This is a genomic window from Arthrobacter sp. NPDC057009 (assembly GCF_042673905.1).
Classification (GTDB): Bacteria; Actinomycetota; Actinomycetes; order Actinomycetales; family Micrococcaceae; genus Arthrobacter.
This window is the reverse complement of sequence record NZ_JBHUSB010000014.1, coordinates 101,580-114,603: the sequence shown is the minus strand read 5'-3', so window position 1 is coordinate 114,603 and position 13,024 is coordinate 101,580. Positions and strand designations below refer to the sequence as shown.

Annotated in this window: 10 protein-coding genes and 1 tRNA gene; 5 read left to right on the top strand and 6 right to left on the bottom strand. The window is 66.4% G+C overall.

The window, feature by feature from the left end; all coding sequences use genetic code 11:
• The first annotated feature begins 104 nt into the window (after positions 1 to 104).
• Together ACFTR6_RS15370 and ACFTR6_RS15365 are read left to right on the top strand one after the other, a co-directional pair.
• Complete coding sequence (locus ACFTR6_RS15370; RefSeq protein ID WP_087873850.1) at positions 105 to 1,565, top strand: amino acid permease; 1,461 nt, start codon at positions 105 to 107, stop codon at positions 1,563 to 1,565.
• A gap of 381 nt (positions 1,566 to 1,946) precedes the next feature.
• Positions 1,947 to 5,471 carry a bifunctional proline dehydrogenase/L-glutamate gamma-semialdehyde dehydrogenase gene (locus tag ACFTR6_RS15365; RefSeq protein WP_377958520.1) on the top strand — a complete coding sequence of 1,175 codons (3,525 nt, stop codon included), beginning with the start codon at positions 1,947 to 1,949 and terminating at the stop codon, positions 5,469 to 5,471.
• A 126-nt stretch (positions 5,472 to 5,597) separates the two neighbouring features.
• On the opposite strand, the gene ACFTR6_RS15360 is transcribed toward ACFTR6_RS15365, so the two are convergent.
• Positions 5,598 to 5,915: a hypothetical protein gene (locus ACFTR6_RS15360; RefSeq protein WP_253250508.1), complete on the bottom strand. Its 318-nt coding sequence runs from the start codon at positions 5,913 to 5,915 to the stop codon at positions 5,598 to 5,600.
• A 148-nt stretch (positions 5,916 to 6,063) separates the two neighbouring features.
• A complete protein-coding gene (locus ACFTR6_RS15355; protein WP_377958519.1) occupies positions 6,064 to 6,918 on the bottom strand; it encodes a LysR family transcriptional regulator in 855 nt (284 codons plus the stop codon).
• Positions 6,919 to 7,049: 131 nt separating this feature from the next.
• Here ACFTR6_RS15355 and ACFTR6_RS15350 point away from each other — a divergent pair, with 131 nt between their 5' ends.
• A complete protein-coding gene (locus ACFTR6_RS15350) occupies positions 7,050 to 8,378 on the top strand; it encodes an MFS transporter (protein ID WP_377958518.1) in 1,329 nt (442 codons plus the stop codon).
• A 45-nt stretch (positions 8,379 to 8,423) separates the two neighbouring features.
• On the opposite strand, the gene ACFTR6_RS15345 is transcribed toward ACFTR6_RS15350, so the two are convergent.
• Positions 8,424 to 8,497, bottom strand: a tRNA-Gly gene (locus tag ACFTR6_RS15345).
• A 246-nt stretch (positions 8,498 to 8,743) separates the two neighbouring features.
• Between ACFTR6_RS15345 and ACFTR6_RS15340 the strand changes: the two genes are divergently transcribed.
• Both ACFTR6_RS15340 and dcd read left to right on the top strand, forming a co-directional pair.
• Positions 8,744 to 9,190 carry an SRPBCC family protein gene (locus ACFTR6_RS15340; protein WP_377958517.1) on the top strand — a complete coding sequence of 149 codons (447 nt, stop codon included), beginning with the start codon at positions 8,744 to 8,746 and terminating at the stop codon, positions 9,188 to 9,190.
• Between the two features lie 37 nt (positions 9,191 to 9,227).
• Positions 9,228 to 9,803 carry a dCTP deaminase gene (gene dcd, locus ACFTR6_RS15335; RefSeq protein WP_076799682.1) on the top strand — a complete coding sequence of 192 codons (576 nt, stop codon included), beginning with the start codon at positions 9,228 to 9,230 and terminating at the stop codon, positions 9,801 to 9,803.
• A gap of 17 nt (positions 9,804 to 9,820) precedes the next feature.
• Here dcd and ACFTR6_RS15330 read toward each other — a convergent pair whose 3' ends face one another.
• The 3 genes from ACFTR6_RS15330 to ACFTR6_RS15320 form a co-directional block, all read right to left on the bottom strand.
• Positions 9,821 to 11,005 carry a cation:proton antiporter gene (locus ACFTR6_RS15330; protein WP_076799684.1) on the bottom strand — a complete coding sequence of 395 codons (1,185 nt, stop codon included), beginning with the start codon at positions 11,003 to 11,005 and terminating at the stop codon, positions 9,821 to 9,823.
• Positions 11,006 to 11,010: 5 nt separating this feature from the next.
• A complete protein-coding gene (locus ACFTR6_RS15325; protein WP_076799685.1) occupies positions 11,011 to 11,493 on the bottom strand; it encodes a cation:proton antiporter regulatory subunit in 483 nt (160 codons plus the stop codon).
• Positions 11,494 to 11,583: 90 nt separating this feature from the next.
• Positions 11,584 to 12,987 (bottom strand): MFS transporter, encoded by a 1,404-nt coding sequence (locus ACFTR6_RS15320; RefSeq protein ID WP_377958516.1) that lies wholly within the window; start codon positions 12,985 to 12,987, stop codon positions 11,584 to 11,586.
• Positions 12,988 to 13,024: the final 37 nt, after the last annotated feature.

Here is a 13,024-nt window from a genome sequence, read left to right as displayed (position 1 = left end):
AGAAGTATGCACTTTATCTAATGCAACACTGCTTGCATACTGAACAGATTGAGTTACCCCCATCACTGGGCGAAATGATGGGCCGCACCTACGCAGGAGTCCCGATGAGTACAACAGATCCCTCGCAGTCAATCCTGAGGCGCAAGCCGATTGACGACATCGAAGTAGAGAACAAGCACAGCGGGCTATTCAGGTCCCTCGGACTTTGGCAGCTGACGGCCATCGGCGTCGGCGGCATCATCGGCGTCGGCATCTTTTCCCTTGCCGGCCTTGTGGCGCACGGAAGCGCCGACACTCCGGGCGTGGGGCCCGCGGTGCTCATTTCCTTCCTGGTCGCGGGACTGGCCTCGGCCGCGGCGGCGCTCTCCTACGCGGAGTTCGCCGGAATGATCCCGCGTGCCGGCTCGGCCTACACCTATGGCTACGTGGCCCTGGGTGAAATCATCGGCTGGTTCATCGGCTGGGACCTGCTGCTCGAATACATAGCCATTGTGGCCGTGGTGGCCATCGGCATCTCCGGCTACTTTGACGCCTTCCTGTCCGGCATCGGAATCCACATGCCGGCATGGATGACGTCCACGGCCGACGAAGGGAAGGGCGGCATCATCAACATCCCCGCCATCCTTGTCTGCCTGCTGGTTACCTGGATCCTCTCCCGCGGCACCAAGACTTTCGGCCGCTTTGAACTCGTGGCCGTAGCAATCAAGGTCCTGCTGATACTCTTCATCATTGGCCTCGGCGTTTTCTACATCAACACCGAGAACTTCAACCCGTTCATGCCCAGCGGCTTCGGTCCGGTCCTGGCCGGTGCGGCAACCGTGTTCTTCGCGGTCTTTGGATACGACGCCATGAGCACCGCGGCCGAGGAGGCCACTGACGGCAAGAAGCACATGCCGAAGGCGATCATCCTGTCCCTGGTCATCGCCATGCTCCTCTACGTTGCCGCGACCCTCGTGCTGACCGGCATGCAGAACTACCGCGACATCGATCCCGCGGCAGGTTTCGCCTCGGCGTTCACCGGCGTCGGCCTTCCTGTCATCGCCACGATCATCTCCGTCTTCGCGGTGCTGTCCATCCTCACCGTGATGCTCACATTCCTCCTCGGCGTCACCCGCGTGTGGTTCTCCATGAGCCGCGACGGCCTCCTCCCCGGCTGGTTCTCGAAGACCGACCGCCACGGCACCCCGCAGCGCGTGACCTGGATCGGCGGCATCGCGTCCGCGCTCCTGGCCGGCGTGTTCCCCATCAAGGCCGTCGCCGACCTCACCAACATCGGCATCCTTGCGGCGTTCGTGGTGGTGTGCGTTTCCGTGATCATCTTCCGCTACACGAAGCCGGATGCCCCGCGCACCTTCCGCCTGCCGCTGATGCCGGTGGTCCCCGCGTTCGGCGTTCTGGCGTCCGCCTTCCTGATGTTCCAGCTGCACTGGGAGACCTGGATGCGTTTCGGCATCTGGCTCCTGGTCGGCCTGGTGATCTACTTCGCCTACGGCAAGCGCCACTCGCTGATGAACCCGAACAGCCCGCGGCACGACGAAGCGGTGGAGATGCACACGCCGGTGTAGCCCCGTCGCCCCTTGCGCGCCATACCCTCGAACCCTCCCGCACCCCAGGCGCGGGAGGGTTCGTTCTTTGGCGGCGGGATGTGAGGGGGCGTCTAAAGTTCGACGGCGAAAGCTGAGGGAGCGTTTGAGGTTAGCGACGCTCCATCAGCTCCTGCAGGCTTTTCCCCGACGCTCCATCAGCTTCTGCAGGGAATTTCCAAACGCGTCCTCACGTCCTGCGGCGGGGGCGCCGGGGCCGCGATGCAGGGCTTACGAAGGGCTTCCAGAACGATCGGTATTTCTAATGTGTATTGCTAAGGAAAGGTCGCTTTATCTTAAGAGAAGTGAGGCTCATACTGATGGATAAGACGATCAAATCGCACTGAAAGAACGAGGAAAGCCATGACCAACACCGCAACGGATCACCGCGTGCAGGCAGGCAAGGGCGCCGCTGTTACCGGCACCGTCGCCACCCCCTCGGCAGGGTCTGACGTCGCTGAAGCGACCGCCCTGGCCAACGACGCAATCACCCTCGTCCGCCGCTGGCTGACCGAAGCCGCGAAGATGCCCGTGGATGCCTCCGCAGAGCAGCTCGCCGGCGTCCTCAAGGACCCGAACGGCCTGGACTTCACCGTGGGCTTCGTGGATGGCGTGGTCCGTCCCGAGGACCTGCACGTGGCCGCCCGCAACCTCGCCGCCCTCGCCCCGAAGGTCCCCGCCTTCCTGCCCTGGTACATGCGCAAGGCCGTCCAGGCCGGCGGTGTCATGGCACCGGTCCTGCCGCAGGTTGTCATCCCGGTGGCCCGCAAGGTCCTGCGCGAGATGGTGGGCCACCTCATCGTTGACGCCACCGACTCCAAGCTGGGCCCGGCCATCGCCAAGATCCGCAAGGACGGCATCAAGCTCAACGTCAACCTGCTCGGCGAGGCCGTCCTGGGCGAGCACGAGGCCTCCCGCCGGCTCGAAGGCACCCACGCGCTGCTGGCCCGGCCCGATGTGGACTACGTCTCCATCAAGGTGTCCTCCACGGTGGCCCCGCACTCCGCCTGGGCGTTCGACGAGGCCGTGGAGCACGTCGTCGAAAAGCTCACCCCGCTGTTCGCCCGTGCCGCCTCCTTCCCCACGCCCAAGTTCATCAACCTGGACATGGAGGAGTACAAGGACTTGGACATGACCATAGCGGTCTTCACCCGGATCCTGGACAAGCCCGAGTTCAAGAACCTGGAAGCCGGCATCGTGCTCCAGGCCTACCTGCCGGACGCTCTTGCCGCCATGATCCGGCTGCAGGAATGGGCTGCCGCCCGCCGCGCCGACGGAGGCGCCGCCATCAAGGTCCGAGTGGTCAAGGGCGCCAACCTGCCCATGGAGCAGGTGGAAGCCTCGCTGCACGACTGGCCGCTGGCCACCTGGGGCACCAAGCTCGACTCCGACATCAACTACAAGCGCGTCATCAACTGCGCGCTGCACCCGGACCGGATCGGCAACATCCGGATCGGCGTCGCCGGCCACAACCTGTTCGACATCGCCTTCGCCTGGCTGCTGGCCAAGAAGCGCGGCGTTGAGTCGGGTATCGAATTCGAGATGCTCCTGGGCATGGCGCAGGGCCAGGCTGAAGCCGTGAAGAAGGACGTCGGTTCCCTGCTGCTCTACACGCCCGTAGTACACCCGGCCGAATTCGACGTCGCCATCGCCTACCTGATCCGCCGCCTCGAAGAAGGCGCCAGCCAGGAAAACTTCATGTCCGCCGTCTTCGAGCTCAGCGAAAACGAAGGGCTCTTCGAGCGCGAAAAGCAGCGCTTCCTGTCCTCCCTGGAAGAGCTCGACGACGAGGTGCCGGCGCCCAACCGCCTGCAGAACCGCAGCCAGCCGGCAGAGCTAATGCCCCGCACCGGCTTCCAGAACACCCCGGACACGGATCCGTCCCTGCCGGCGAACCGAGACTGGGGCCGGGCGATCCTGGAGCGCGTTCCGGCGTCGACCCTGGGCAACGCCTCCGTTGAAGCCGCCACCATCACAGACGCTGACACCCTCAACACGGTGATTGAAACCGCCGTTGAAAAGAGCAAGGCCTGGGGTGCGCTGTCCGGTGCCGAACGCGCCGAAATCCTGCACCGCGCCGGCGACGTCCTCGAGGCCCGCCGCGCGGAGCTGCTCGAGGTCATGGCCAGCGAAACCGGCAAGACCATCGACCAGGGCGACCCCGAGGTAAGCGAGGCCGTTGACTTCGCCCACTACTACGCGGAATCCGCCCGGAAGCTCGACGACGTCGACGGCGCCACCTTCGTTCCGGCGAAGCTGACCGTCGTCACCCCGCCGTGGAACTTCCCGGTGGCCATCCCCGCCGGTTCCACGCTCGCGGCACTCGCCGCCGGCTCCGCCGTCGTGATCAAGCCCGCCAAACAGGCCTGCCGCAGCGGTGCCGTGATGATCGAAGCCCTGTGGGAGGCCGGCGTCCCGCGCGACGTGCTCACCATGGTGCAGCTGGGCGAACGCGAGCTCGGCCAGCAGCTCATCTCACACCCTGCCGTGGACCGCGTGATCCTCACCGGCGGCTACGAGACCGCTGAACTGTTCCGTTCCTTCCGCAAGGACCTGCCGCTCCTGGCAGAAACCAGCGGCAAGAACGCCATCATCGTCACCCCCAGCGCGGACCTGGACCTCGCCGCGAAGGACGTTGCCTACTCCGCCTTCGGCCACGCCGGCCAGAAGTGCTCCGCGGCCTCCCTGGTGATCCTGGTGGGCTCCGTGGCCACCTCGAAGCGGTTCCGCAACCAGCTGATCGACGCCGTGACCTCCCTGAAGGTGGGTTACCCGCAGGATCCCACCAGCCAGATGGGTCCGATCATTGAACCGGCCAAGGGCAAGCTGCTCAACGCGCTGACCACCCTCGGCGAGGGCGAGAACTGGGCCGTCGAGCCCCGCAAGCTCGATGACAGCGGACGGCTCTGGAGCCCGGGCGTGCGCTACGGCGTCAAGCGCGGATCCTACTTCCACCTCACCGAGTTCTTCGGTCCGGTCCTCGGCGTCATGACCGCGGACACCCTGGAAGAAGCCATCGCCATCCAGAACCAGATCGAGTACGGTCTCACCGCCGGCCTGCACTCCCTCAACACCGATGAACTCGGCGTATGGCTGGACACCATCCAGGCGGGCAACCTCTACATCAACCGCGGCATCACCGGTGCCATCGTGCAGCGCCAGCCGTTCGGCGGCTGGAAGAAGTCGGCGGTTGGCGCCGGCACCAAGGCAGGCGGCCCCAACTACCTCGCCGGCCTCGGTGACTGGACCAGCGCCGAAAGCACGCACGGCGCGGCGGCGGGCATTGCCAACCGCCGGGTGCAGCGGCTCGTGGATGCCGTGAAGGGCGAACTCAGCGCCGCCGACACTGAGGCGCTGGAACGGGCCCTCGGTTCCGACGCCCTCGCCTGGGCGGACGAATTCGGTACCGCCAAGGACGTCTCCAAGCTGAGCGCCGAGCGGAACATCTTCCGTTACCGTGCGCTGCCCGTCACCGTCCGGCTGTCCGACGGCGAACCCCTCCGGGCGCTCGTCCGCACAGTAGCCGCCGGCGTACTTGCCGGCGCGCCGCTCACCGTCTCCTCCGGCGTCGAACTTCCCGCCCAGCTGCGTGCGGTGCTCACCGGACTGGACATCCCCGTAACGGTGGAGGACGACGCCGCGTGGCTGGCATCCGCGGGCCGTCTCGCCGCGGCGGGCAAGCTGTCCGGCGGACGCATCCGCCTGATCGGCGGCTCGGCGTCCGATCTCGCCGAAGCCACCGGCGGCCGTCCGGACCTGGCGATCTACGCCCACGAGGTGACGGAGGCCGGCCGGATCGAGATGCTGCCGTTCCTGCACGAGCAGGCAGTCAGCATCACGGCGCACCGGTTCGGCACGCCCAACCACCTCTCCGATTCACTGATCTAGGACTACCGCATCCAGGACCACCGCACTGCCCTTCGCCGAACCATCCCGGCGAAGGGCAGGGCTAAGGCAAACAGAACGGGCGGGCACCCACCAGGTGCCCGCCCGTTCTATTTGCCTGTTGTTGCCCTAACCCAAATACCAGCCAGGTGGAGCCCATGATGCGGGAACGCTGTGTGCGGAAAAGTCCTCGCAGCGCGTGCACGTGTATGCGACTTCGCCCAGCTTCCGGACGGTGCCGTCCTGGCGGTGCTTGGCGGGCACGAAGGACTCAAGGTAGATGAACTCGTCAGTTCCGCACTTTTCGCAGTTCGGCTGGCCGACGTATTCGGCGTCTACGGTCATGGAGTGGCGGGTATAGCGGGGGTTTGCGGCTGTGGTCACGGCGTACCTATCCCGGACACGGCGGGCGTCCTTGCCAAGCCTGTCCGTTTTCGAAACCTGCATGTTGACAGCCGCTGCATGACCGCAACAGTCACAGCATAGGCCAGCTGCGAACCGTTATCAATCATTTTCCTGCGGAAGCACTGCCCCCGCCTGCCGCCGGACCGTGCCCAACGCCGCTGAAAACGCCGCGGTGACGCGGCGCAGCTTGCTAAACCGGCTTCTTGAGGGTCCTTCCCAAGATGGCCTGGGTCAGGGCGTCGATGACCTCGGCGTTCGCCAGCGGGTTCCTGATCAGTGTGAAGTCGACGTCCCCCACAGGGGGCAACTCGAAGCGGCGGGTGATGATTTTCAGGTCCTCCGGCACCAGCGAGGATGGCATCACGGCCACGCCGATTCCGGCGCGGACGGCTGCCAGCACGCCGCTGATCTGCTTGGTGGTGCACGTGATGCGCCACGTCCGGCCCACGGATTCGAGGGCGTCGATGGCAAGCTTGCGGCTCAGGCTGGGCGCCGGGTAGGCGATCAGCGGGACGGGATGGCCCGGCTCGAGAGCAGTCTGTTCGAGGCCCACCCAGGAAAAGGTGTCGTGCTGGACCACCGTGCCGTCCTTGGCGCCGGCAACCCACTTCACGAAGACGAGGTCCAGCTGGCCGGAATTCAGCCGCTTGTACAGCTGGTCGCTCTGGCCGACCGTGAGTTCGAGGTTGATCTGCGGGTAGATCTGGCGGAACTCGCGCAGGATGCGCGGCAGGCCGGTGATGGCGAGGTCGTCTGCGGTGCCGAAGCGCAGCCGCCCTCGCATGGCGGAGCCGGAAAAGTAGCGGGCGGCGGCATCGTGGGCGGCGAGGATGCTGCGGGCAAAGCCGGCCATGGCGTCGCCGTTGTCCGTGAGCCTGACGTCCCTCGTGTCCCGGCTGATCAGCGTCCGCTTCGCGGCAACCTCGAGTTTGCGGACGTGCTGGCTGACCGTCGGCTGGGCCAGTCCCAGCCGTTCCGCGGCCTTAGTGAAGCTCAGCGTTTCGGCAACGGCGAGGAAGGAGCGCAGCTGCGCCGGATCGAACATGCGTCCTCCTGTGCCGGGAATGTCATTACGATCAGCAATGATACTTATAGGAGCAATACCCTTCCACAATCAGAGCTGGCCGCCATAGCGTTGAGGGCATCCCCGTCGGCCCGCTCACCTGAGGAACCTCTGTGACACCCCCACCGCCGCCCCTGGCCTCCGTCACCCAGCCCGTCGCCGTCGTCAGTGAACGCCTTCCATGGCGGCACACCTTCATCTCACTCCGGGTTCCCAACTTCAGGCTCTTCGCCGCCGGGCACTTCATTGCCGTCATTGCCATCTGGATGCAGCGCATCGCCCAGGACTGGCTGGTGCTCCAGCTCTCGGGCTCGGTGACCGCCGTCGGCATCACGGTGGCGTTGCAGTTCCTGCCCTCGCTTCTGCTGGGGCCGTGGGGCGGAATGGTGGCCGACCGGTTCTCCAAGCGCAGGATCCTCATCCTGTGCCAGTCGGGCGCCGCTGTCCTGGCCGCCGCGCTCGCCGCCCTGGCACTCAGCGGACGGATCGAGGTGTGGCACGTCTACATCATCGCCCTGGTGCTCGGCCTGGTGACCGTGCTGGACCAGCCCGCGCGGCAGGTTTTCGTCCACGAGCTGGTGGGGCCCCGGTTCCTCCGCAACGCCATCAGCGTTAACTCGACGACGTTCCAGCTGGGCGGTCTGATCGGTCCGGCGATCGCCGGGGTGCTGCTGACTGCCGTCGGGGCCGGCTGGGCCTTTGCGGCCAACGCCGCTGCCTGCTGCTCCACGGTGGCCATGCTCCTGCTGCTGCGCCGCGACGAGCTGTTCGTCAGCCCGCCGGCGCCCAAGTCCAAGGGGATGCTGCGCGAGGGGCTGCGGTATGCCCTGAGCAAGCCCACCATCTACTGGCCGTGGCTCATGGTGGGCTTCGTCTCCGTGTTCGCCATGAGCCTGCCGGTGCTGCTCGCCGCCTTCGCGGACCGGGTGTACTTCATTGGCGCAGGCGGTTACGGCATGCTGAATGCCCTCGTGGCACTCGGGGCGCTGGCCGGGGCGGTCGCGTCCACCCGGCGCCGGCAGCTCCGGCTGCGTTCGGTGGTTCTGGCGGCCGGCATGTACGGGCTGATGCTGTGCCTATCCGCCGCCGTCCCCACCCTGCCACTCTTCGGCGCCGCGCTGGTGCTGTCCGGGTTCTGGTGCCTGATGTTCCTCACCGCGTCCAACCAGCTGGTGCAGACCAGCTCCAACATGGGCATCCGGGGCCGCGTGATGAGCCTGTACATCATGGTGCTCATCGGCGGCCAGGCCCTCGGCGGGCCCATGATCGGATTCATCGCCGAGCACCTGGATCCGCACGCGGGGCTTCTGGTGGCCGGAGGGGTGCCGGCGCTCGCGGCGGTGACTGTCGCCGTCGTCCTTGCCCGCAAAGGCGAGCTGACGCTCAAGGTGGACCTGCGGAACCGGCGGGGCCCGCTGCGGGTGGTGCGCCGGGCGGCGTGACGGCAACGGCGGGCTGGTGGAACCGGGCACCCTGAAGGGGCGGATTGGAGCGGCTGACGGGAATCGAACCCGCGTATCGAGCTTGGGAAGCTAGCGCTCTACCATTGAGCTACAGCCGCAGTCGCACCGGAAACTGCCCGGGGCAGAACCTAGCTTAGCGCAGTTGGGCGCCCGCGCCGGCCAACCGGAACCCAAGACCCTTGCGCGTCGGCCAACCGGCCCGGAAGGCCTCCCCGTAACTGTTCGGTAAAGGCCCGGGCGGTGCGCCGCCGTGGGGCGCGCAGATGGCTATTCTGAATCTCGTAAGCTGCGGTACCGGGGAAACGGGCTACGCAAGGCAGACCCGACGTCGGAAAAGGATCCCCATGGCAGGTGCAGAACACGAGGTCCTCGTTGCGCGCGACGCCATGACGGTTTATTCATTCCTCCTGGACGGCCGCAACCTCCCCAGCTGGCAGTCCGGCGTCCGGAGCGCAGGGCTCAGTTCGGGCAGTGCCGGGAGTGTGGGAGCCCGGTACCAGGTGACCATGGACGGACCCCGGGGACGCCCGGTGGCACGCGATTACGAGATCACCCATGCGCGGACCGGCGCCGAAATCCAGTTCCAGGTGGTGGCGGGCCCGTCGTTCCTGCGCGGGGGCTTCTACCTGAGCACCGAAGGCGCCGGAACCCGCGTGCGGTTCGCGCTGGAGGCACCCGCAAAGGGTTTCTGGAGCTTCGTCCGCCCGGCATACCGGGGCCGGCTCCGTGCGGCAGTTGGTCAGCTGGAGCGGCTGCCGGGTGTTATCGAAGAACGCACGATCGCGGACTGAGATTTCCGCTTTCGGCCGGAATGGTATTTTTGAGGGTGTGCTGATCTCTGACCGCGACATTCGTGCCGAAATTGATTCCGAACGGATCGTCCTCGACCCGTACGAGGCCGCGATGGTCCAGCCGTCCTCGGTGGATGTCCGGATTGACCGCTATTTCCGGCTGTTCGACAACCACAAGTACGCCCACATCGACCCCGCCGAAGAGCAGCCCGAGCTGACCCGGCTGGTGGAGGTGGAGGAGGGCGAACCGTTCATCCTGCACCCCGGTGAGTTCGTGCTCGGCTCCACCTACGAAACCGTCACGCTGCCGGACGACATCGCAGCGCGCCTCGAAGGAAAGTCCTCGCTCGGCCGCCTCGGCCTGCTGACGCACTCCACAGCCGGTTTCATCGACCCCGGCTTCTCCGGGCACGTCACGCTGGAACTGTCCAACATGGCCACGCTGCCCATCAAGCTGTGGCCGGGAATGAAGATCGGCCAGCTCTGCTTCTTCCGGCTGTCCTCCGCGGCGGAATACCCCTACGGATCGGGGGAGTACGGCAACCGGTACCAGGGCCAGCGCGGGCCCACCGCGAGCCGCAGCCACCTGAACTTCCACCGCACGGACATTTAGCGGCCGCGTTCTTGCGCTCAGGCCGGGACGGCCTGGGGCCGCGCCGGGCGGGAGAACTTCTTGACCAGCGGTTCGACGTAGCGGGCAGCGAGCGGGCCAAGGACCGCCATAAGCAGGACGTAGGCCGTGGCCAGCGCGGCGAGCTCGTCCGTAACCGCTCCTGACGTCACGGCGAGCCCGGCGATGACAATGGAGAATTCGCCGCGGGCTATCAGGGCCGCTCCTGCACGGAAGCGGCCCGGACGTGCGATGCCTGCCTGCTTGGCGGCCCAGACACCGGTGATGATCTTGGTGGCCGCCGTGAGGACCGCGAGGACAAGCGCCCACCCCAGCACCGGAGGGATGGAGGCGGGGTCCGTATTGAGCCCGAACGCCACGAAGAAGATAGCGGCAAAAAGGTCCCGCAGCGGCTCCAGTATTCGTGTTGCGCTGTGGGCCGTGGCGCCGGAAATCGCGATGCCGAGCATGAAGGCACCCACCGCGGCGGACACCTGCAGCGCGGCCGCCACACCCGATACCAGCAGGGCGGCCCCGAGCAGGTTCAGCAGGAAAACCTCGGAGTTCTCGCTGTGCACGGCTTTGGAAACGTGGTGCCCGTGCCGCAGGGCAACGAGCAGCACCACGGTGACGACTGCCAGCGAGACACCCACGGTCTGCAGGCCGCCCAGGAAGCTGACCCCGGCAAGCGTGGCGGTGAGGATGGGCAGGTAAACCGCCATGGCCAGGTCTTCGAAGACCAGGATGGAGAGGACCACCGGCGTCTCGCGGTTACCGATACGGCCAAGGTCCGTGATGACCTTGGCCGCTATGCCCGACGACGATATATACGTGACGCCGCCCATAACCATGGCGCCGACTACCCCCCACCCCAGAAGGGCAGCCAGGGCGGCGCCGGGAGCGAAATTCAGCACGAAGTCCAGGATGCCGGCCTTCCACGACCTGCGGAGGCCGGTCACGAGTTCCGTTGCCGTATATTCCAGTCCGAGCATAAGCAGGAGCAGGATGACGCCGATCTCACCGGAGAGGTGGGAAAACTCCTTCATGCCGCTCAGCTCCACCACGCCGCCCGCACCGAAGCACAGTCCGCCGACCAAATACAGCGGAATGGGGGACATTCCGATCCGCCCTGCCAGCCTCGCCAACAGGCCGAGGGAGAACACGACTGCCCCCAGTTCGATGAGCGACAGGGCCACGCGGTCCATGAGGGTCAGCCGTTGCGCAGGATATCGGCCGCCGTGTCCAGGCCTTCTTGCGTGCCGACGGCGACCAGCAGGTCACCGGGGTGAAGAACGACGTCGGGACCCGGCGACGGGACCACCTCGCCTTCACGCATGATCGCCACAATGGAAACGCCGCACCGGGTGCGGATGCGGGCTTTGCCCATGGGCTGGTTCTGGAACGGCGAGTCCGCGGCGATGGAGAACTGCCGCGTGGAGATGCCGGGAACCTCCCGGTGGGCCTCGGTCAGGGTCATGGCAATGTGCTGGCCTCCCAGCAGATTGCCCAGGCATGCCGCTTCCTCGCTGGTCAGCGGAATCGAGGCCTGGCAGGTGTCGGGGTCATCCCAGGTGGAGACGAACAGCTCGGTCTGGCCCTCGCGCAGCTCCACCACCCCGATCCGCCGGCCGGATGCAGTCATGAAGTCCTTGCGCCGGCCCAGGCCCGGGAGGTCTGTCTCTTCCATTTGCATACCATCAGCCTAGTCCGCGAACCTGCGATTTCGGTTGGAACTGTGCGCCCTGTGTGGGGCCGCAAGTGTCCGTTCGCACTGGTGCGGGACTTAGGCCTGCGGGACGACGGCGATCTCGGCTTCGCTGGGGGCCTTCACCGGCAGGAGGACCAGCAGGCCGGCGAGCAGCACCACCATGATGCCCAGGATGCCCCACCGCTGCGCTTCCCCCTCGGCCACCAGGGGAGTGGCAACGGTGATGCACAGGGTGAACAGGGCGGGGGCGAGGAAGCTGATGGCGCGGCCGGTGGTCGCGTACAGGCCGAACAGCTCACCGGATTCGCCCTGCGGCGCCAGCCGGGCCAGGTATGCGCGGGAGGAGGACTGGGCAGGGCCCACGAAGAGGCAGAGGAACAGGCCGAACACCCAGAACGTCGTGGCCCCGGACCATGCCATACCGAAGAACGTGTGGCTGTCATTGCCCAGCACCAGGATCACTGTTCCGGCCACCAGCAGGCCGGTGAGGGAACCGATGATCACGGCCTTGGGTCCCACCCTGTCATCCAGGAAGCCCCCGATGATCGCGCCGAGGGCCGCCACGACGTTCCCGAAGATGGCGAAGAAGATGACCTGCGGCAGGGCGAATCCGAAGGTGCCGGCGGCAATTATCCCGCCGAAGGTGAAGACCGCCGCCAGTCCGTCCCGGAAGATGGCGCTGGCCAGGAGGAAGAAGATGGTGTGCGGGCTGGTCCGGTAGATCGCCCTGATCCTGCGGGCCAGCAGCCCGTAGGATGCCAGGAAGCCGAGTCCGGCGGCCCGCTTTGGCTTGGGAAGCTCAGGAACGGCGAACATCACCGGCAGCGCGAAGATGAAGAACCACAGCGCGGAAAACACCGCCACCAGCCGGATGTTGAGGCTGTCCTGGGTTGAGGCGCCGAACCACTCGAAGCTCGGCTGCACGAAGAGCTGCAGCACAATGAGCAGGGCCACGATGCCGCCGAGGTAGCCCATGCCCCAGCCGAACCCGCTGATCTTGCCGATGTTCCGCGGTGTGGAGATCTGGGCCAGCATGGCGTTGTAGTTCACGCCGGCAAACTCAAAGAACACGTTGGCCAGCGCGATCAGGGACACCCCCAAAAGGAGGAACTCGGGCCGCGGAAACACGAAGAAGCACAGTGCCGTCAGGATCGCGACGGCGGCGGTGTTCACTCCCAGCCAGAGCTTGCGGCGGCCTCCGGTATCCGACCGCTGGCCCGTGACGGGCGCCAGCAGGGCGATGGCCACTCCCGCGATGGCCAGCGCGCCGCCGAGCACCGCCGAGGCCCGGTCCTCCCCGCCGAACGCCTGGGACGTCAGGTAGACGGTGAAGACGAACGTCGTCATGACCGCGTTGAACGCTGCGGAGCCCCAATCCCAGGCCGCCCAGGCCAGCACCCGCCCCTTGCTGGAGGACTGGGATCCTGCTTCGAGTTCCGACGGCGGCTGTGTCGCCTCGGGTGCGGCTGCGGAGTTCATAGGCCGATGCTATCCGCCCGTGGCGAACAGGGAGCGA

What these genes read in the sequence shown, in the direction of transcription:
- ACFTR6_RS15370 (WP_087873850.1), top strand. Translation starts at nt 105, where the DNA reads ATGAGTACAACAGATCCCTCGCAGTCAATCCTGAGGCGCAAGCCGATT.
- ACFTR6_RS15365 (WP_377958520.1), top strand. Translation starts at nt 1,947, where the DNA reads ATGACCAACACCGCAACGGATCACCGCGTGCAGGCAGGCAAGGGCGCC.
- ACFTR6_RS15360 (WP_253250508.1), bottom strand. Translation starts at nt 5,915, where the DNA reads ATGCAGGTTTCGAAAACGGACAGGCTTGGCAAGGACGCCCGCCGTGTC.
- ACFTR6_RS15355 (WP_377958519.1), bottom strand. Translation starts at nt 6,918, where the DNA reads ATGTTCGATCCGGCGCAGCTGCGCTCCTTCCTCGCCGTTGCCGAAACG.
- ACFTR6_RS15340 (WP_377958517.1), top strand. Translation starts at nt 8,744, where the DNA reads ATGGCAGGTGCAGAACACGAGGTCCTCGTTGCGCGCGACGCCATGACG.
- ACFTR6_RS15330 (WP_076799684.1), bottom strand. Translation starts at nt 11,005, where the DNA reads ATGGACCGCGTGGCCCTGTCGCTCATCGAACTGGGGGCAGTCGTGTTC.
- ACFTR6_RS15325 (WP_076799685.1), bottom strand. Translation starts at nt 11,493, where the DNA reads ATGCAAATGGAAGAGACAGACCTCCCGGGCCTGGGCCGGCGCAAGGAC.
- ACFTR6_RS15320 (WP_377958516.1), bottom strand. Translation starts at nt 12,987, where the DNA reads ATGAACTCCGCAGCCGCACCCGAGGCGACACAGCCGCCGTCGGAACTC.